The 18,527-nt window shown below is 45.3% G+C and carries 19 protein-coding genes; 9 read left to right on the forward strand and 10 right to left on the reverse strand.

The features are described 5' to 3' along the window. The 5 genes from FEF09_RS21870 to FEF09_RS33420 all read right to left on the reverse strand — a co-directional run. On the reverse strand, positions 1–189 hold a 189-nt coding region (locus tag FEF09_RS21870), incomplete at its 3' end, for an OmpH family outer membrane protein (RefSeq protein WP_146307080.1). Between the two features lie 183 nt (positions 190–372). After that, positions 373–912 (reverse strand): hypothetical protein, encoded by a 540-nt coding sequence (locus FEF09_RS34885; protein WP_409994872.1) that lies wholly within the window; start codon positions 910–912, stop codon positions 373–375. 48 nt (positions 913–960) lie between these two features. Continuing rightward, positions 961–1,446 carry a BamA/TamA family outer membrane protein gene (locus tag FEF09_RS34890; protein ID WP_409994873.1) on the reverse strand — a complete coding sequence of 162 codons (486 nt, stop codon included), beginning with the start codon at positions 1,444–1,446 and terminating at the stop codon, positions 961–963. Beyond that, positions 1,380–1,805 (reverse strand): POTRA domain-containing protein, encoded by a 426-nt coding sequence (locus tag FEF09_RS33415; RefSeq protein WP_315898177.1) that lies wholly within the window; start codon positions 1,803–1,805, stop codon positions 1,380–1,382. Before FEF09_RS33415 ends, FEF09_RS34890 begins: the two co-directional genes overlap by 67 nt. A 79-nt stretch (positions 1,806–1,884) precedes the next feature. Then, positions 1,885–2,664, reverse strand: a complete 780-nt coding sequence (locus FEF09_RS33420; protein WP_261387658.1) for a hypothetical protein — start codon at positions 2,662–2,664, stop codon at positions 1,885–1,887. Between the two features lie 377 nt (positions 2,665–3,041). On the opposite strand from FEF09_RS33420, the gene FEF09_RS21880 reads away from it, so the two are divergent. The 4 genes from FEF09_RS21880 (at position 3,042) to FEF09_RS21895 (ending at position 5,275) form a co-directional block, all read left to right on the forward strand. Beyond that, positions 3,042–3,287, forward strand: coding sequence for a hypothetical protein (locus FEF09_RS21880; RefSeq protein WP_146307081.1), 246 nt, complete (start codon positions 3,042–3,044; stop codon positions 3,285–3,287). A 395-nt stretch (positions 3,288–3,682) separates the two neighbouring features. After that, positions 3,683–4,276: an inclusion body family protein gene (locus FEF09_RS21885; protein WP_146307082.1), complete on the forward strand. Its 594-nt coding sequence runs from the start codon at positions 3,683–3,685 to the stop codon at positions 4,274–4,276. 142 nt (positions 4,277–4,418) lie between these two features. Beyond that, positions 4,419–4,718 (forward strand): c-type cytochrome, encoded by a 300-nt coding sequence (locus tag FEF09_RS21890; RefSeq protein ID WP_146307083.1) that lies wholly within the window; start codon positions 4,419–4,421, stop codon positions 4,716–4,718. Between the two features lie 2 nt (positions 4,719–4,720). Then, complete coding sequence (locus FEF09_RS21895) at positions 4,721–5,275, forward strand: DUF1772 domain-containing protein (RefSeq protein WP_261387659.1); 555 nt, start codon at positions 4,721–4,723, stop codon at positions 5,273–5,275. A gap of 84 nt (positions 5,276–5,359) precedes the next feature. Here FEF09_RS21895 and FEF09_RS21900 read toward each other — a convergent pair whose 3' ends face one another. The 3 genes from FEF09_RS21900 to FEF09_RS21910 all read right to left on the reverse strand — a co-directional run bounded on the left by FEF09_RS21900 (position 5,360) and on the right by FEF09_RS21910 (position 8,037). After that, positions 5,360–6,757, reverse strand: coding sequence for an aminopeptidase P family protein (locus FEF09_RS21900; protein ID WP_146307084.1), 1,398 nt, complete (start codon positions 6,755–6,757; stop codon positions 5,360–5,362). A 270-nt stretch (positions 6,758–7,027) separates the two neighbouring features. Further along, positions 7,028–7,588, reverse strand: a complete 561-nt coding sequence (locus tag FEF09_RS21905) for a group I truncated hemoglobin (protein ID WP_146307085.1) — start codon at positions 7,586–7,588, stop codon at positions 7,028–7,030. A gap of 20 nt (positions 7,589–7,608) precedes the next feature. After that, positions 7,609–8,037 (reverse strand): hypothetical protein, encoded by a 429-nt coding sequence (locus FEF09_RS21910; protein ID WP_146307086.1) that lies wholly within the window; start codon positions 8,035–8,037, stop codon positions 7,609–7,611. 619 nt (positions 8,038–8,656) lie between these two features. Between FEF09_RS21910 and FEF09_RS21915 the strand changes: the two genes are divergently transcribed. The 3 genes from FEF09_RS21915 to FEF09_RS21925 all read left to right on the forward strand — a co-directional run bounded on the left by FEF09_RS21915 (position 8,657) and on the right by FEF09_RS21925 (position 10,343). Further along, positions 8,657–9,196: a hypothetical protein gene (locus FEF09_RS21915; RefSeq protein ID WP_261387660.1), complete on the forward strand. Its 540-nt coding sequence runs from the start codon at positions 8,657–8,659 to the stop codon at positions 9,194–9,196. A gap of 64 nt (positions 9,197–9,260) precedes the next feature. Continuing rightward, the gene (locus FEF09_RS21920) at positions 9,261–9,527 is read left to right on the forward strand and encodes a DUF2024 family protein (protein ID WP_146307088.1); all 267 of its coding nucleotides are present in this window, start codon (positions 9,261–9,263) and stop codon (positions 9,525–9,527) included. Between the two features lie 42 nt (positions 9,528–9,569). Next, on the forward strand, positions 9,570–10,343 hold the full coding sequence (locus FEF09_RS21925; protein ID WP_261387661.1) for a MarR family winged helix-turn-helix transcriptional regulator: 774 nt from the start codon (positions 9,570–9,572) through the stop codon (positions 10,341–10,343). 6 nt (positions 10,344–10,349) lie between these two features. On the opposite strand, the gene FEF09_RS21930 is transcribed toward FEF09_RS21925, so the two are convergent. After that, complete coding sequence (locus tag FEF09_RS21930) at positions 10,350–11,366, reverse strand: serine hydrolase domain-containing protein (protein ID WP_146307090.1); 1,017 nt, start codon at positions 11,364–11,366, stop codon at positions 10,350–10,352. A 224-nt stretch (positions 11,367–11,590) separates the two neighbouring features. Here FEF09_RS21930 and FEF09_RS21935 point away from each other — a divergent pair, with 224 nt between their 5' ends. Continuing rightward, positions 11,591–13,864 carry a GAF domain-containing protein gene (locus FEF09_RS21935; RefSeq protein WP_146307091.1) on the forward strand — a complete coding sequence of 758 codons (2,274 nt, stop codon included), beginning with the start codon at positions 11,591–11,593 and terminating at the stop codon, positions 13,862–13,864. Between the two features lie 246 nt (positions 13,865–14,110). Here the strand turns inward: FEF09_RS21935 and FEF09_RS21940 are convergent, their stop codons facing one another. Further along, positions 14,111–15,340: a family 16 glycosylhydrolase gene (locus tag FEF09_RS21940; protein ID WP_146307092.1), complete on the reverse strand. Its 1,230-nt coding sequence runs from the start codon at positions 15,338–15,340 to the stop codon at positions 14,111–14,113. 282 nt (positions 15,341–15,622) lie between these two features. Here FEF09_RS21940 and FEF09_RS21945 point away from each other — a divergent pair, with 282 nt between their 5' ends. After that, positions 15,623–18,523: a triple tyrosine motif-containing protein gene (locus FEF09_RS21945; RefSeq protein WP_146307093.1), complete on the forward strand. Its 2,901-nt coding sequence runs from the start codon at positions 15,623–15,625 to the stop codon at positions 18,521–18,523. Positions 18,524–18,527: the final 4 nt, after the last annotated feature.

Raw genomic sequence — 18,527 nt, forward strand, 5'->3', positions numbered from 1 at the left:
TACTTCCAGGAATTTCGCATCGATTTCTTTCTGCCATTGTTCTGCGACAGCATCCAGCTTGCCCTGTGCTTCTTTATAGTCAGGTACGTTTTCCAGAATGTACTTTGTGTCGATCACGCAGTAACGCTGTGCAAAAGCCGTAAATGTGCAACAGAACAGAACGGCGGCTATGAGGGATATTTTTTTCATACTTGTCGTTTTCAAAATACCTGCCAAATTGATACCAGGGTTCGAAATTGCAATATATAATTTAAAATTTATTCTAACATCATTCGGCACTACCACTTTAGGTCCATTATACTGCACTTCCGTGCTCATACGACTGACTGAATATCAACGCCTGCGCGTTTTTTATGCCAATCGGGATACCTGTTATTCCGGTTCGAAGCCCAGCATGAAGGTGAACTTAGCCGCATCTTTCAGACCATTTCCGGACTGCAGACGGTCGAAACCGATACCGTAGTCAAATCCAAGCAGACCAAACATCGGCAGGTAGAAACGCATACCGAGACCTGCTGAACGGCGCAATCTGAACGGATTGTAGTCTCTTACATCACGATAACCGTTTGCTGCTTCCAGGAACGCCAGACCGAAGATGGTAGAACTTGGGTTCAGACTGAACGGATAACGTAACTCCATTACATATTTGTTGAACACCGTGAAACCTTCGTAACCTGTTGGTTGTCCGGTTTCTGAGTTCATTCTCGGATCGGAAGTATAGTACACCGGATAACCTCTCTGAGAGATGATATCACGGTCATAGATAGCGAAGTTACTCAGACCATCACCACCCAGTTCAAAACGACCAAATGGAGACAATGTTGTGCGGTTGTTGTAGCGGCCGATGTAACCAAATTTAGCAGCTACTTTCATTACGAACACCTTGTTATCAGAACCTTTAGGTCTGCTCAATGGTACATACCATTCCGCATTGAAACGATATTCTGGTATTCGATCAGGTTAAACTGATCCGAATAGACTCCAGTTGTAGTCCCTGTTCGGATTAAATAAGGAGTAAGGAGGTGTGAACTGTCCGGACAACATGAAGTTGGAACCACTGCTCGGATAGATCTGCTGGTTAACAGATGAACGGGCGAGTGTCAGTTTCACGTTGACGTTATTGGAAGTACCGCTGGAGAAACCTGGAATATTGAAATAGTTATAGTTCTTCAGTTTATACTGCTGATAGTTCAGGGAGTAGATCAGTGTGAAGAAGTCATCCGGCCATTTCAGCTGTTTACCCAATGATACGGAACCACCCAATACCTTGAAATAAGCATTGTTGGACAGGGTGCTACCATATATATAAGCGGAATAAGCGTTCGGGTTCTGGTAGCTGCTATAGAAGCTGACAGAGAACTGGTTGCGCTTTTTACCACCTAACCATGGCTCGGTGAATGAGAAGTTATAAGAACGATATGCTTTACCGTTGGATGATACACGCACAGATAATTTCTGGCCATCACCACTTGGTAAAGGATCCCATGTTTCTTTCTTAAGATGTTACGCAGGGAGAAGTTGTTGAAGGTCACACCCAAAGTACCGGTCAGACCGATGTAACCACCCCAGCCGGCAGATAATTCCAGCTGGTCATTCGCTTTCTCTTCTACGGTATAGTTGATATCTACGGTACCATCCTGAATATTCGGGATGGGGTCCATACCGATTTTCTCAGGGTTGAAGAAACCAAGGTTTGCAATCTCACGGTTAGAACGGATCAGGTCAGTACGGCTGAATTTCTCACCGGGCAGGGTACGTAATTCACGACGGATTACGTGCTCGTTGGTTTTTTCGTTACCGGCAATACGTACTTCTTGATTGTTGCCTGCGGACCTTCAGAGATACGGATCTCATAATCAATGGTATCGCCATGGATGGCTACTTCTACAGGGTCAGCACGGAAGAACAGATAACCGAAGTCATGTACATACCACCGATGTCACCACCTTCAGAAGACAATAGTCTGTTGTTGGTATCGACATCTGCGTCGATGCTCAGCACGATCTTGCCGCCAGTGAAGGTACCGGTAAAGTCTCCTATCTGCAGTTTGGACATTACGAGATTCAGGTCCAGTTTAAGTTTACCGTCAAAGGAGAGACCATCAGCACCGATAGCCACATCGTTGCCTGTTGCTGTCAATTCAATTTTACCTACTATAACTACCTCAACAGGGATGTCATTACCCTGCCAGGTGATCCGGCCTTTCATCAGGATAGCAGGTTTCTGCTTGTCACCCTGCACACGGAAATAAACTTTTACATGATCAAAGTTGCCGACCGGCAGCATGATACTGCCCAATGATGTACTATCAAGAATATCAATAAAGCGGTCTGTCTTAATGCTCATATTGATTTCGTCTGCTCCGCTTTTAGCCGCGAATTTCAGTTCCCTGAACCTTACTTTGATGCTATCCCAGGTCAGGTCAAATCTTAAAGAAGGGAAAGATGCAACAGACGGGTCATTAATGATTCTGGCGAGGCGTTCTCCCCCGGAACCATCAATAGAACCACTCGGATTAACTGCCTGAATCTGGTAGTTGACAGTGGCATTGCCCTCTTGCTTTGCAGGGTCTACCGTTTCGTCAGATGATTGCTTCGAACACGCAGTAAACAATGCAGCAACCAGGGTCACAGTTGTGCACAACTGTAGGAAGGATTTTTTCATGAGTGAAATTTTGGTTTAAGTGTTTCCAATAAAATTGAGGTAAGAAAGGTTTTTCCAGTTGATATGTCTATTCCTCCCCTGCGATGCCGGATAATGGCTACAGTTCTTTCAAATAGAATAGATAGATGGTTTCAATAATGCGTCTGCCGGTAAATCAGGGGCGCAATCCCTTCAACAATTATCATACCGTAACACTGAACAAAAAATCTCCCTTGGGCGTATAAATATTGCTGCATTAACCTGTTGAGATTACGGCCCGCATTGCGTGCCACTGTGAGGAAATATATCAATACTCAATTCAGTAATGAGCCCGCTGATAACAGCCGGGGCTGTCATTAAGGTCTGATTCTTGTGTTCATAACCGAAAATTGATAACTATGAATAAATTATCATTTAACTTATTAGTTGACGGTGTTCCATACATGGTAAAAGCGGAACCTTTTTCTTTCAATGATGAGCAACGTTATAATGTAAGTTTTAATGGCAGCGAGACATACATTTTTGCCTGGGATGAAGAAACATTACGATATGCCCCGGTGGGTGATGTAGCATCTACTGTACCGGTGTCTCTTGAACAGGAAATTGCGAACAGATTGTATGAGGTTACTCCTGCCAAAGAATAGTAATGTCCTTTTCCCTGTACCTATTTTCTGAAATATAATTGCACGATCGAACAAAACACCACGCGTCCTGTTATTATTGCCGTGAGACCACTATTACTCAGATAACCAGTTTCCTATTCGCAAAAGACCTCAATCATCAGGACAATCATGAAAAACATAGTACACCGCAGCACCCCTTTCCATCATTCAAAAGATCATCTATGGCATATCAATCTCTGATCTTCAGATAATATACTATCTGACAGGAGAACTGTCTGCCTCCATTGCAATCTGCTATTTCCTGCCGGGGAATACAGTCCTTCTTTTGCCCGCTATATAGCAATACATACACAAATCTTAAATGGCGTATACCGAAAAGCCGAAAAAGAGTAGGTAATAATTTTAAACCACATTTTATGTCTCAAACCGCTACAGCCACCAGTCGCGCAACGCAGGGCAATATCCTCGATGTGAACGACCAGCTCGTCCATGTAATGTTCCTCGTAGACACTGCGTACATCTATCAGAACCATCAGTCCCAGATCAGCACCGATCCCAACAATCCGATGCCTATTGATCACAACTCGGAAGTAATGGCCTGCTCCTTTGTGAATAAACCATCCAAGCAGGGAACTGCTGATCTTTCCTTCTCAGTACCGAATCAGTCTACTGTAGCTTTCTGGGGATCTTCACTTTCCAATAATGGTCATGATGCTATCATCATCTACGGTATAGAAAGAAATACAAATCTTGGTCCTACAGGCGACGTATTTAATCCTTTCGTTATGAACAAGACTTTGTTGCCAGGTGGTGTGATCCCTTCCGGCAGCGTTAACGGATTACCTGCAACAACAGAATCCCGTAACATCTACGCACTGACTTCTACTGTGAAAGCTAAAGGCACAGAGAATTTCGTGATCAAATTCGGTCTTTATTTATTCGATGCCGATACGCAGACGCAGAAATTATGGAGTTACTGCCAGTGGGATCCAACCATTACTGTATATTAATCAGTTTCTTCTCACATCACATACACAGACGTATTACGAGAGCAGTCCGCCGTCAGCGGACTGCTTTTTTGCATTTACAGATACCTGACGGTTTTGTTCTATTTTCCGCCCCTGCCCCACCCTAATTTTGAGAAAAAAAGATATGCAGTCCATACGAATCGTCCTCTTCTTTCTATTATGCCTGCTGCTGACAAGCGCATTTACGGCTCCTGCGGAAGAAGGTCGCACCCTTTATGACCATCATTGTGCCCGCTGTCATGGTACAGATGGAACAAGGGGCTTATTGGGGGCTAAGAATCTGCAGAAAAGCCAGTTGTCCGACAGTGCTATTTTCATTCAGATCAGCAATGGCAGGCGGATCATGCCCGCTTTCAAAAAGCGGATGAATCCCGATCAGATGACAGCCATCGCCAACTATATTAAAAGCTTTAGAAAACTATGAATATGACAAGCAGAAAAACTAATCACATGTTTACCTTCTCCTATATAATAATGATACTTACGGCTGTAACAACTGCCTTGATCAGCGGCCTATTCTACGCGTGGTCCTGTTCTGTTATTCCGGGTCTGGCCCGGGTATCTGACAGTACTTATCTGGAGGCTATGCAACAGATGAACAGGGCCATATTAAACCCTGTATTCTTTCTGAGTTTTATGGGTACTGTGTTATTGCTCCCCTTGTGTACTTATCTGCAATACGGCCCCGTGTTATCTCCCCTCTTCTGGCTCTTGTTGCTGGCATCTATTGTATATCTGGGAGGCACTTTTGGCGTGACGATGTTTGGCAATGTACCGCTGAACAATATGCTGGACGCTTTTAATTTGTCTGCGGCAAGCGTTACTGATCTTGCAGACATGCGGATTAAATTTGAGCAGCCATGGATATATCTGCATACTATCCGTACAATAGCCAATGTCATTGCATTGATACTGGTTGTAATGGCTTGTGTTAGTCCGACGACCGTTGCTGAACGTATTCCGTTGTTACATCGCCCGTGATACCGCCAATCTATCACCTGTAAAAAGAAGGAGTCCGCCGGCGGCGGACTCCTTTACGATATAATATATGGGTTAGTCTGTAGTCTATTGTCTTAACGCTTCGACAGCTGCGATTGTTTTTGGCAACTCTTTACCTAACTTCCTGCTACCTGTTTCCGTAATCACAAAGTTATCTTCTATACGGATACCACCAAAATCACGATAGCTTGCGAGCGTGTTATAATCAACAAAGTTACTAAGTTTATTCTCAGCAACCCAACGATCTATCAATTCCGGAATAATATAAATGCCCGGTTCAACTGTCAGTACAAAACCCGGTTTCAGCTCACGGCCCAGTCGCAGGGACTTCCAACCGAATTCCGTACTTTTTTTCAGTGTATCGGAATAACCTACATATTGTTCGCCCAGATCTTCCATATCATGTACATCTAATCCGATCATATGTCCGAGACCACACTGGAAGAACAAGGTATGTACACCTGCTGCTACTGCTTCTGCAGGATCTCCTTTTACCAATCCGATCGCTTTCAGACCTTCCACCAGTTTAACAGATGCCTGCGTGTGTACTTCTTTATATTGAATGCCGGGCTTCAGCAGATCTGCTGCATGGTCCAGTGCATCCAGTACTACCTGATACATTTCCCTCTGACGGGTAGTAAACTGTTTTCCTACAGGGAATGTCCTTGTCAGGTCGCCTGCATAGTGCATCGCTGTTTCTGCACCGGCATCACAGAGTATCATGTGTCCTTCAGCTACCTGATTGCCATGGAAGTGGTTATGTAATACCTGACCATTGATCGTCAGAATAGTAGGATAAGATAAACGTCCACCTGCTGCTAATGCCGCTTCTTCTACTTTTGCTGCGATTTCATATTCCTTCATACCGGGTCTGGTATATTTCATAGCAGCCAAATGCATATCCACACTCACTGAAACTGCTGCTTCCATCTCCGCTATTTCATCCGGATCTTTGCATTCACGTTGTGTGATCACTGCCTTGATCAGTTCCAGAGATACGGCTTCCTGTAAACCCGCAACAGACAGCTGCAACCATTCGGCCAGTTTAATCTTATTCTCCGGACGATAAGGAGGCAAAATGTGTATCCGGCGTCCGGTATCTTTTGCTTTCTTCAAGACTTCGCCCAGCTGCGCATAAGGTGTTGTCTTAGCAATACCTACCTTCTGAGCCAGATCCTGTAATGAAGGTAAAGGACCTGTCCAGATGATATCATCAATCCCTGCCTCTCTTCCGAAAAGTATTTCTTCTCCGGATTCAGTATCCAGTACAAGTGCCAGTCCGGCTATATCAATACCTGCATAGTAAAGGAAAGTGCTGTCCTGACGGAAAGGATAAGTATTATCCGCGTAGTTCATACTGCTGTCGTCATTTCCCATCAGGAGAATAAGACCTTTTCCGACATTAGCGGAGAGCTTTTGTCTGCGTTTGGTGTAAACGAGTTCATCAAACAAATGTAAATGCATAGACGTTCTTAGTGACGGATGAAGTTAGGATATAGTAGTCGGATGGAAAAAAAAGAATTAGCAATCAGGAATGCGGCGGAGTGTTATAAGGATGGTTATGAGCATGATGCTGACGATAGCCGTTATGGATGGCATGGTTATGTTCAACTGACTCAGGGCTTCGTCATTCGACGGAAGCCCTGAATAATCTGAGAGTTATATGTTATACTTCTTTTTCCAGACGTTCTATATTTTCATCTGTCGGCGATTGTCTCTCTCGTTCCCGATTGATTAACTCTTCTGCACCACTACTGGTCGCAGGGTCTCTACCAAAGCGCCTACCTGACCAATCAGCTGATCAGACAAACCATTCTTTTTTGCAGCAACAACCAGATCAGCGATAAAGGCGTCGAAATCTGCATTGGAAGCTTTTCCATTCATACGCGGATTCTTAACAGGATCGTGTGCGTCTTTCATATTCAGCCCACCATAAGTAAAGCTTTTTCCACCGGTAGCGACACAGATGAAATCTGTCAGATTTTTACTGAGTCTTTCGAAACCACTGGTGTTGCCAGTAGTCACTTCTGCCAGCAGCACTGTAAAGAAGCCATTGATCTTTGCATCACCTGCGATCACGAAGATGGCGCTATCCACCACAGAACGGATACCGAGTCTGCCTTGCTCGATCTTCATGCCGGCATTGGCAGGATCGTTCACCATGGCGGAACCACCAAGGGAATCATAAAGGGACATTTTTGTAACCATGGGGGCATCATCGTCTTTCTTACAGGATTCCATTAGTCCGACGAAGGCAACAAGCCCGAGCATAAATAACCACGCTGATTTTTTCATATGATAATATTGATTAGCCGTTAGAAAATATGTTTAAACACACCCGATAACTTTGTGGTGAATGACTGCGCCATGGCAGGACAACCGCTTTTCATCTCTTCCTCGCTGGGTAAATAACGTTGTGCAGGATAGTGAAAGGCTGTCTGGAAATTGCTGACAATACTACCAGCACTGGTTTTCACGGGAAAGAATGTAAACACTACTATATCAGTAGCCGGATTAACCATCACTCTGTCCACACCGTTCTGCTGATACAACCATGCAGCTATCTTATCCGCATCCTGTTGCGAAATATCCTGCCTGATGTCTATTCTGGCCATGATACGGGTATTAGCACCCGGTGGCTTGGGGCGCGTTACCATATAGATATGCACCGCAAGCACTACTACGAGACACAAGGATATACCTCCGGCCCATAGCAGGATCTGCTTTAGTTTTTTCGTGATCATAAAAGGTCTTGATTAATTAACGTGAGGTCCTGTGCATGTGCACTGACAGGATTACCGGCATGTATATTATATCTGCTTCCTTATCGGTTTTAGTGAGTTAGTCTGTACAATGCTATTGGCTAAAACCGGTACATGATTAGATACGGGGAATTAATATGTGCGGATTTAAAAACATAAAAGAAATTTTCACTACTGATATGAGCAATAGCCGCCTTGCAGCCGTTTTAACTGCCACTACGTAAATGACTTCAGTTTGGATTTTCAGATACATTCATCCCTCTTTTTAACAGATATAGAGCCTTCCTATATCCGGATAGAAAACTCCGATAAACACATTGTTAGGAATCCTACCTATATTTGAATTATCAAAATCAATCACACTAATTAATAGCATCATGAAAACATCACAGCTACAGCAGCACTGGTTCTTTTCACTATATTATCCGCTTTTGCCGCACCGGATTGTGATTCCTGTAAAAGGCCAACATCCACTGTCAATGAAGCAGATTATAAGATCATCTCCGCCAGTGTTACACACAATAAGAAATGGGGACAACTTGAATTTGAGATCATCGTTAAAGGACAGGCTGGTAAGAGTACATCAAAGCCTGCCGGTAAGATGAATGGCGCTCCGGTAGATGGTTATGTATTCCCTACTACGCTTAGTCCGGAAGACGTGGGATTCAGCAAAACAGCCGGCATCCTTGCACTGGCGCTGACTGCTCACCCTGACTTTGACGACACACCATTATGGGATGAAGACGGCGATGGCAATTATAGCAATGATAAGATCGTATGGCATCCTCACTGGGTGGTATTAGTGGAAGATAAACGTGTTCCCGGCGGACTATCTGTAAAAGAGTTTGATCCTGCGGATAAATCAGTTGTATTGCCGAAGACCAATCCCGGTATGCCAATGTATATGGACTCTCCGGGTTTTCAGGTAGTCACTGAAGGTAACGCGATCAGGATTGTGGTACCCGATTACAGAGTACGTTTCAAGACTAATTTTAAATACGACGCAGTAGCCGCCTACATGCAGGTAGTAACAGGAGAAGGCAGTGAACATATAAAAGGCAGCAATATGCCCATGCTCGGCGTATACAAAGTATATAGCGTACTTTCTAAAAATCTGTCTCTTCCTTATCAGGTAAAATAAACTATCACATAATAGTAAAAGGAGCGTATTGCGTTCCTTTTACTACCATAAAAAAATAACAATCATGAGAGTTTCAGTTTTCGACACTTATGTCCAGAAGAAAAACGGTGCTGTTATGCACTTCGATATATTAGTCCCTGCTGACCTTAAAGACGCAGAAAAGATACATACCTACGGACGCGAATATCTGGCACAGAAGGGACAGGAAGGGCAAGCACTCAGCACCAGTGAATGCCGTTTCTGTCATATTGAAGAAGCAGATGACAATGTGGTAGCCGATATTGACCGTCAGGGATATTCCATTATAGAAATGCAGGGATGTAATAACTAAAGAGTGTATTTTTATCCCTCGTAAAAGGATATCAGGATACAGGTGTTCTCCGGAGATGCGGGTCTTTTACCCGCATCTCTGTGTAAGATACAGCCGACCGATCATGCCGGTATTCCGACGGATAAATTACATACGACCAACTACGCTCCTGCAATGCCTGACCGGCTATGCAGGAAGTATCCAGTTATACAAACGATGAGTAATACAAACACGATACCGTTCAATCCGGATGTACAGAATTCATCCAATGATGCTTTAATCGTTGCAGCGCTTGAGCGGGTAGGCGAATCCTTCCGTGTGATGCTGTGGGAACAGGCAAAGGAACACGGTTTGAGTCCGATACAGATACAATCACTGATCTTCCTGCACACCCATGATGATGCAATGGCCACTGTGACTTATCTGTCCAAAGAATTCAATGTCACCAAGGCAACAATCAGCGATGTCATAAAAGTGCTGGTAGAAAAGAAGCTGGTTGTTAAAAAAGATAATCCGGCTGACAGCCGTGCACAGATATTGAGGTTAACAGCAGCAGGAAAAAGGATCGCGGAATCTGCAGGTGGCTTTGCCAATACCCTGCTTAAATATATTGGTCAGTTGCCCGACACACAAAAAACTGGTCTGAAAACAGTCCTGCTCCATCTTATCTTCCACCTGCATAGCGAACAAATTATCACGACGCAGCGGATGTGTTTCAGCTGTATACATTACTCCGGCAGTGGCAATAAGCACTTCTGCAACCTGCTGCGTATTCCGCTGGTAGCTGATACGCTCCGGCTGGATTGTCCGGAGCATGCGCAAAAGAAAGAGGAATAGGGCTGTTTACTGTGCCGCCCTTACTATCTTCAATAGCTGTTCGTGGTAATAAAAACTATTCTTCAGTTCCTGCATATCGGTGGCGATATTCTCCAATACCACCAGACTTGTCTTTGTAAAAGGGAAGTACATATCCATAGATATAAAGCCCTGTGCCACTCCTGTTACGCCCAGTTCAGGCACGCTGGACTGATGTGGGATCGTTATACCGTACCCGTAATCGATCGTCCCTAAAATAGCATGGTCACGGAAGGCATTTTCCTTTGGGCTGATCATGAGCCGGTACGTCGTATCTGCCAGCAATTTCCCGCCGTGTAAATTATTATTCCACTTCACCAGATCTTCTCCGGAAGATATCAGTCCGCCGGCAGCGGCAAACACATCCAGATAAGCAGGTTCTTCCTTCCGCTCCCCATTTTCAAGTGCATATCCCTTACAAAGATTCTTGTAGGATCTACCCCGGGGATGCGAACTATGTTGCATACCACACATCTTGAACAATGCATTGCAAAGGTCCGGGAAAGACTGGCCGGATGTTTTCTCTACGATCTGCGATAGCAGGTCATAACTGATATAACCGTATTGAAAGCGGCTACCGGGTTTAAATGCCAGTGGTTTATCCAGCGCTGTAATACCATGCGTATGCGTCAGCAGATGGTGGATGGTCACGGTATCAGCCCATTTTTCCGTCAGCCGGGGAAGGTATCTGCGGATGGGATCTTCCAGCCGCAAACGTCCTTTATCCAGTTCCCTTAATACCAGCACGGCTGTAATCTGTTTGCTGATAGACCCTATAATAAATTCACTTTCACCGGTAATCATTTTTTTCTGCTCAAAATTCGCATAACCGGCTGCTTTTTTATAAAACACCTTTCCCCCGGTACTTAGCACCACTACCCCATTGAAGGGTGTCTGAGACGGCGCATGCAGCAGCGAATCAATACGTCTGATCGTTTGTTGCTGCGCAAACAAATGGTTGAACGAAAATAAGATGGCAGTGAGGAACAGGATACGTTGGGTCATCGATCGGCGTTTTAGGTAGGAAGATTTTTCTTCTGACTGCAAATTGCGGCAAATTCACGGGATATTTAAAACAGCTGTAAAAAATATTTACGCCGGTAATCGAAAGACCTGCCGCCTGTATGGCCTTTGCAGCAGGGAATAAAGCCGGGATACAGGCTCCTTTCCTGTGACGACCGAATACCAGGAAATTATGATTAATTTTATACCGGTAAGATAACAAGAACATGAACCTGCATTCGATTCCGGACAGCCCGTTTAAGATTCAACTCAGTTTTTACCAGTTAGCCGAGCGACTGGAAAAACAGGCAGCAGGACCTGCAGGCGAGGTGGCCAGCCGTGCCAAAGCCTTGCTGGAAGAAATTGCGCAAAGCCCTGAACTGGTAGAGGGTATTACATCTGCTGATCAGATAGAAAAGAACGAGGGACTGATACGTCGCCTGCTGGCCGACTATTTTCCTGAAGCCCTCACGATGAATGAGATAAAGGCCATCAACCTGCCTTATGCAGATCTCATTTTTAATCATACAGAACGGTTTAAAAACATCCTGCGGGCCGCAGGTCCCGGCTTTAGCTTTGCTATCAGGGATTTTGACGAACATCAGGCCTATGTGCTGAGCTGTTGCATCATTCTCAATGAATTTTATGGCACCTCACTGGATTTCGGCAGACCGTTTTTCTACGACATTCCTACTGCGGATGGTGTTATCAAACATTACAGGATATTATACAATGCAGATTTTCTCGATATTATCCCAACGGATAAAGCACCGACGCTCAGTCAGGAAGAAATCGATCTGCTGCTGAATAACTACGATGATCTCGCACTCTGGAAAGCTAAGTTTCCGACGGAAAGCTGGATATTAAAGGGATTTGCCATCATGACCCTATATGATGCCACCGTGGAGAATGCCGTATCTATCTTTAAGGAGAAGTTGCTGGGACTAAATACAGAAGGGTTTGAAGATAAGATACAGTCTATCTTCCGGTCCATTTACCGCATACCGGATATTAAGGTAGGTTTTAGCCTTTATAACCCGGAAGACGATCATTTCACCGCCGATCCTTTTGGCTTACAACAGATGCACAGTTTCCTTGTACAGGGGCATAAACACAGCGAAGCGCGTGAACTGTTATGTACGAGTTCGTATAGCTGTGTAGTGAAGCAGAAGCAATACTTCGCCGTGTCTAACGTAAACGAATTTCTGGCGTCCGATCCGGAAAACCGGCTGGCCAATTTCCTGTTCAAAAAAGGCATCAGGAGTTTTATCCTCGCTCCTGTAGTCAAGAACGGACAACTACTGGGCGTTATGGAAATGGTCTCTGTACGGCCCAAGGAACTCAACAGCATCAACGCCAATAAACTGGAGGTGGTCATGCCCTTCCTGACCGACACGGTAGAAAGATTGCTGGCAGAAATGCAAAACGAGGTACAGGCCGTGATCCAGAATAATTATACCTCCATTCACGAAAGCGTATACTGGAAATTCAGAAAAGAAGCGGAACGGCTGATTGCCCATCATCACGCAGGAAAAGAGTACAAACCGCATGAGATCGTGTTTCGTGACGTATATCCACTATACGGACAGATTGATATCAAAGGTTCGTCTGAGGTACGTAATAACAGCGTACAGGAAGACCTCCTGCTACAGGTAAAGACTTTATCCCGCTTACTCCGGCAACTGGGAGGTTTTGATACCATACAGGAACAGCTGAAGGAGTACCTGATAGAGCTTTCTTTCCCCTTACGGGCGGGTACAGAACAATATATTACTGCTTATGTGGTCAGCGAAGTGCATCCCAAATTACATGCATTTATGGCTGACCCGCAGGTGGAAGCTTACTTTTCGGATAATGATAAGGCATATGGCCGGTTTCACCTGCATCGCCGGAAATATGAAGCCACAATCGCCGCTATCAATGACCGGATGACCGGTATCATTGATAAACAACAGGTTGCAGCTCAACGCTCCTTCCCCCATTACTTTGAACGGTTCAAAACCGATGGGGTGGAACACAACCTGTATATTGGCGGATCTATTGCCCCGAAACAAAAATTTGATATCCAACGCCTCTATACTTTACGACTCTGGCAGCTGGAAACGCTCTGTAAAATGGAAATTGCCCATCATCACCTGAAACCGGAGCTCCCCTACCCATTGGATGTTACCACACTAATTTTAGTATATAATTCTACTATTTCTATCCGGTTCAGGATGGACGAAAAGCGATTTGATGTGGATGGCAGTTACAATGCACGCTTTGAGATCGTGAAAAAGCGGATAGATAAAGCTTTTATAAAAGATACCACGGAGCGTATTACGCAGTCAGGCAAGGTGACTATTGTGTATTCCAGTGCGTTAGAGGAGCAGGAATATCTGGGGTATATAAAAACGCTGCAATCGCGCTCAGTATTGGACGGAGAAATCGAACGCTTTGATATTGAGGATCTTCAGGGAGTTTCAGGCTTAAGGGCTATCCGGGTGAAACTCATGCATTAACCAGATTAAACTTTTTCATATTTGTGATAGGTGCCACTTTAATAGTGGCACTTTTTTTTGCCGGATAGCCAATCAGTTACAGCTACTATTTACCTGAAGAAAACCGGGAGTATACCCGACGTATACCGGGAGTAAAGGTGGACTTGATCCGTTATTAAGCCGTTATCCCTCCGTCCATAAACGAAGAGATAACGGCATGATGACGGCCAGCTAAGGGGTAAATCGAGGGAAAAGAATAATATCTTATCAGCGGGTAAATTTCTCCCAGCCCTGAATCGTAGGACGGTTACAGGTCATTGCCTGTGTGCCGTTTTCGCTGGAAACATAAGCGCCGTTATTGCCACGGAGCGAGAAGGTTCCATCGCCATTATCTATCCAATCAAATTTTTCCCAATCCTGAATGGTCGGACGGCTGCAGGTCATCGCCTGAGCGCCATTTTCGGAAGAAACATACATGCCCTGACTGCGCAGTGCTACTTTACCACCACCAGCGTCTACTACGGTGAATTGTTCCCATGCCTGTGCAGTCGGACGGTTGCAGGTCATTGCCTGCGCACCGTTTTCACCGCTGGCAAATAAACCGTTGCTGCCTTTGATAGTGATGGTTGAACCGATCGGAGCAGTACCACCACCCGGTGTGTCGGTGATGCTGTACACTCTTACATAATCCACCAGCATGGAAGCAGGCAATGCACCATCATTGATGTTATTACCCGGCAGATTACCCCCTACGGCAATGTTCAGCAGGATAAAGAAAGGTGCATGGAATTCTTCTGTTCCATTGATGTTGTTCAGGATGTTAGCCTCATGGAACTGAACACCGTCAACATACCAACGGATAGCGGAAGCATCCCAGTCAACTGCATACACGTGGTAATCGGTTGGTGTGGTGGTCGTATTACCACCATAATAGGAATAAACCGTATTGAACCAGTGGATAGTACCCAACACGGTGTTACCGGTGTTTACATGCTCCATGATGTCAATCTCACCACAGGCAGGCCAGCCGGCGCCGGTGCTGATGCTGTTACCCAACATCCAGAAGGCAGGCCATAAGCCCTGTACTCCCGGTAGTTTGATACGGGCTTCGATACGACCATACCTTGTTGAGAATTTACCGTTACTGTTAATACGACCGGATGTGTAGGGTTGTCCGGCAACGGTTTCTTTACGGGCAGTGATCACCAGATTACCATTGTTTACAGCGACGTTCTGGGTCTGGTAAAACTGCTTTTCATTGTTGACACCGAGGTTACCATTTTCATACCCCCATTTAGAGGTATTCAGGCTGGTGCCATCAAATTCATCAGACCAGATCAGGTTATAAGATCTGGCGGCAGCCGATACAGCACCAACGGTTTTGTCATCTGCTGACAGTTTAGGTGCCTGTTCTGCTTTGTTTTCTTTCTTACAGGATGTTACTGCCCCTGACAAGAGCAGTACACTAAGCAACGTGGAGAGGGTTTGCCTTTTCATAGTTAAATTTTCTGGTTTTCATTGTTTCCACGGTATACCCTTATCGCTGCCGGACAGGGTATAAATAATACGCCTGTTTTAGCAACAAGGTGTCATAACGCGGAAACGAATGGTTAATTTGATCAGCGCAAAGATGAGGTTAATTTTCATCCACCTTATTTTAGGGGGTACGTCTAATCTACTACAAGCATACCATAGTGTATTGATTATCAATAAACCTTATTTACGTCACCGTTACTTCGCGCTATATTATTCCCTATTTTTAGCGAAACGTTATGGAAAATGAACAAGCTTTTTCTGCTTGTGCTGTCTATCCTATGGAGCCATCTGGCCACCGCACAACAAATAATCGGGCTACCACCTGTGATCAATTATACCCGTCAGCAATATCCGGGTGGCGGGCAAACCTGGGACCTCGATATGGACCGGAATGGCATTCTGTACTTTGCCAATAATGAAGGACTCATGACCTTCAACGGCCATTCGTGGAAACTGCTCCCTGTTCCTAATCATACCCGGCTCAGGGCAGTCAGGACGGATAAAGATGGTCGGATCTACATCGGGGCACAGGATGATTTTGGCTATTACCTGCCAGATGCGGATGGTGTATTGAGATATACCTCCCTTAAACCTGTTGTCAGAAACCGGAAAGACCAATTTGCCGATATCTGGGATATTGTGATCGATGACAGTGGTATCTTTTTCAGAAGCACCAACAAGATCTTTCACTATGATCATAAGACATTACGTATCTATCCCGCGCAGGCGGAATGGCAGGTATTACGCCGTACCGGCGGACAAATATATGCGCAGGATGCAGCAAGGGGATTATTGCGTTTCCGGAACGGACAATGGGAATCTGTCTGTACAGCCATTGCCAGTCAGCGGGTATTGGTCAGGGAGATCCTTGATGGCGGACAAGACACTTTACTCATCTGCACGTTAAAACATGGCCTTTTCAAAATGTATGGCGGTCAGCTGTTTCCATTCCGGACGGCAGCAGATGCCATCTTCACCGAAAAACAGATCTATTGTGCGAAGAACTGGGGAGACAATGACCGGCAATTATTAGTCGGCACCTCTTATGGCGGTTGTTATATCATTAATAGCGCAACAGGTCATATTATCCAGCGGTTTACGGTGGATGAGGGCCTCCAGCATAACAGTGTACTAAAGATATTTACGGATCCTGCGAAGAATATCTGGCTGACGCTGGACAACGGGATCGATATGGTGCGTTACAATACGGCGGTGAAACAGATCCTGCCGGATGGCAAACGATATCTTACCTCCTACACAGCGGCGATATTTAAGGAGCAGTTGTATATCGGCACTTCTGATGGTGTTTTTGCCACGCCGCTGGGTACACAGAAAGACCTGAGTTTTCAGGAAGGACATTTCCGGCGGATCGGACATACGCAGGGACAGGTATGGAATCTGAGTCAGATAGATGCGCATTTATTAATGGGCCATCATGAAGGAGCATTCGAGATCGGGGGACAAGACGCCCGGCTCCTTTCCAAACTGACGGGATGCTGGTTGTTCCGCCCCTTCTCCTCACATATACTCGCAGGTGGGTATAATGGTCTCCAACTGATAAAGAAAAATGGTACACCTTTAGCCAGTGCGGCCAGAGTAAGGGGCTTATTTGAGTCCTTCCGCTTTCTGGCAGTGGAAGATGATAGTATTGTCTGGTCTTCACACCCTTACAGAGGTGTTTTCAGGATGCATGTGGAAGAAGACAGTCTTTTGCAGTATACGCTTTTCACCAGTAAAAACGGGCTTCCCTCCGACTACAACAATTTCGTCTTCCGGATCAGGAACCGGACACTGATCGCTACACAGGCAGGCGTATATGAATATGATACAGGCAGCAAACGATTTGTTCCTTCCCCATGGCTCTATCCTGTATTAAAGAATATTCCATTACAACATCTTGCGGAAGACGCCAGCGGGAATATCTGGTTTGTTTCAGATAAGATGCCCGGTGTGATTGATTTTCATAAACCCCTGCCTGAGCATCCTTATAGTATTGTGTATTTCCCGGAACTGAAAGGTCAGGTGGTCAGTGGATTTGAGTTTCTGTATCCATATGATGACGAGAACATTTTCGTTGGCGCGGAGAAGGGAATGTATCATATTAATTATAAGCATTACCGGCATTCGAGGGAATTGCCTGTTGTCCTGATTGGACAGGTCAGCGCACATGGGAGTAAAGACAGTCTTTTATTCGGCGGCTATCATCCCCCGGGAAAGCATTCTTTCAAAGCGATGCCCCATGCATTTTCGGGGTTTCATTTTGAGTATGCGTCTCCGGTATATAGTCAGGGGAATACCATATCATACAGTTACCGGCTGGCAGGATTTGATCAGGGATGGAGTGAATGGTCAGTAAAAACAGAAAAAGATTATACCAATCTGCCACACGGATACTATGCCTTTTCTGTGCGGGCGAGGGACAATCTGGGTAATGTGTCCCGTCCGGCAGTATATGCCTTCCGGATATTACCGGCGTGGTATCAGACGGGTATTGCGATGGGCTTGTATGTGCTGAGTGCTCTGGCTTTATTGCTATGGGCCTATATTTATCAAAAGAAAAAATTCATCCGGCAGCGCAGGCGCTATCAACAGAAACAGGAGCAGCTGATTTTACGGCATCGGTTTGAAAAAGAGCAAAGAGAGAAGGACCTGATCAGTCTGCAGAATGAAAAGCTGACGGCGGAAGTACGTTTCAAAAATAAGGAACTGGCGACGGCAACGATGTATTTGTTACACCGGGGTAAAGTTTTGTCGAATATCAAGGAAGAGCTGTTGAGTGCCATGAAGAAACTGGAGTCGCCGGCGGGAGCGTTTAAAAAAGTGATGCGGCTGTTTGAGGAAGCGGAAAACAATGAAGAGGACTGGGAACAGTTTTCCCGTCATTTTGATGAGGTACATAACAATTTCCTGTTTCAGCTGAAACGCCGTTATCCGGAGCTGAGCACGACTGATCTGAAACTCTGTGCCTATCTGCGCATCAATCTTACCACTAAAGAAATCGCGCAGTCATTGGGTATTTCTGTACGTGGAGTAGAAACGAGCAGATACCGTCTGCGCAAGAAGCTGGAATTACCTGCGGAAGTCAGCCTATATGACTTTCTGCTGGCGGTAGCGGATGATCAGGTAAGACCGGCACAATCCTGAGGAA

The sequence above is a fragment of the Chitinophaga pinensis genome (assembly GCF_007896845.1).
In the GTDB taxonomy this organism is placed as follows: Bacteria; Bacteroidota; Bacteroidia; order Chitinophagales; family Chitinophagaceae; genus Chitinophaga; species Chitinophaga pinensis_C.

Coding starts and splice junctions, on each gene's coding strand:
- FEF09_RS33420 (WP_261387658.1), bottom strand. CDS start 2,664: ATGAAAAAATCCTTCCTACAGTTGTGCACAACTGTGACCCTGGTTGCT.
- FEF09_RS21880 (WP_146307081.1), top strand. CDS start 3,042: ATGAATAAATTATCATTTAACTTATTAGTTGACGGTGTTCCATACATG.
- FEF09_RS21885 (WP_146307082.1), top strand. CDS start 3,683: ATGTCTCAAACCGCTACAGCCACCAGTCGCGCAACGCAGGGCAATATC.
- FEF09_RS21890 (WP_146307083.1), top strand. CDS start 4,419: ATGCAGTCCATACGAATCGTCCTCTTCTTTCTATTATGCCTGCTGCTG.
- FEF09_RS21895 (WP_261387659.1), top strand. CDS start 4,721: ATGACAAGCAGAAAAACTAATCACATGTTTACCTTCTCCTATATAATA.
- FEF09_RS21900 (WP_146307084.1), bottom strand. CDS start 6,757: ATGCATTTACATTTGTTTGATGAACTCGTTTACACCAAACGCAGACAA.
- FEF09_RS21905 (WP_146307085.1), bottom strand. CDS start 7,588: ATGAAAAAATCAGCGTGGTTATTTATGCTCGGGCTTGTTGCCTTCGTC.
- FEF09_RS21910 (WP_146307086.1), bottom strand. CDS start 8,037: ATGATCACGAAAAAACTAAAGCAGATCCTGCTATGGGCCGGAGGTATA.
- FEF09_RS21915 (WP_261387660.1), top strand. CDS start 8,657: ATGAATGGCGCTCCGGTAGATGGTTATGTATTCCCTACTACGCTTAGT.
- FEF09_RS21920 (WP_146307088.1), top strand. CDS start 9,261: ATGAGAGTTTCAGTTTTCGACACTTATGTCCAGAAGAAAAACGGTGCT.
- FEF09_RS21930 (WP_146307090.1), bottom strand. CDS start 11,366: ATGACCCAACGTATCCTGTTCCTCACTGCCATCTTATTTTCGTTCAAC.
- FEF09_RS21935 (WP_146307091.1), top strand. CDS start 11,591: ATGAACCTGCATTCGATTCCGGACAGCCCGTTTAAGATTCAACTCAGT.
- FEF09_RS21940 (WP_146307092.1), bottom strand. CDS start 15,340: ATGAAAAGGCAAACCCTCTCCACGTTGCTTAGTGTACTGCTCTTGTCA.
- FEF09_RS21945 (WP_146307093.1), top strand. CDS start 15,623: ATGAACAAGCTTTTTCTGCTTGTGCTGTCTATCCTATGGAGCCATCTG.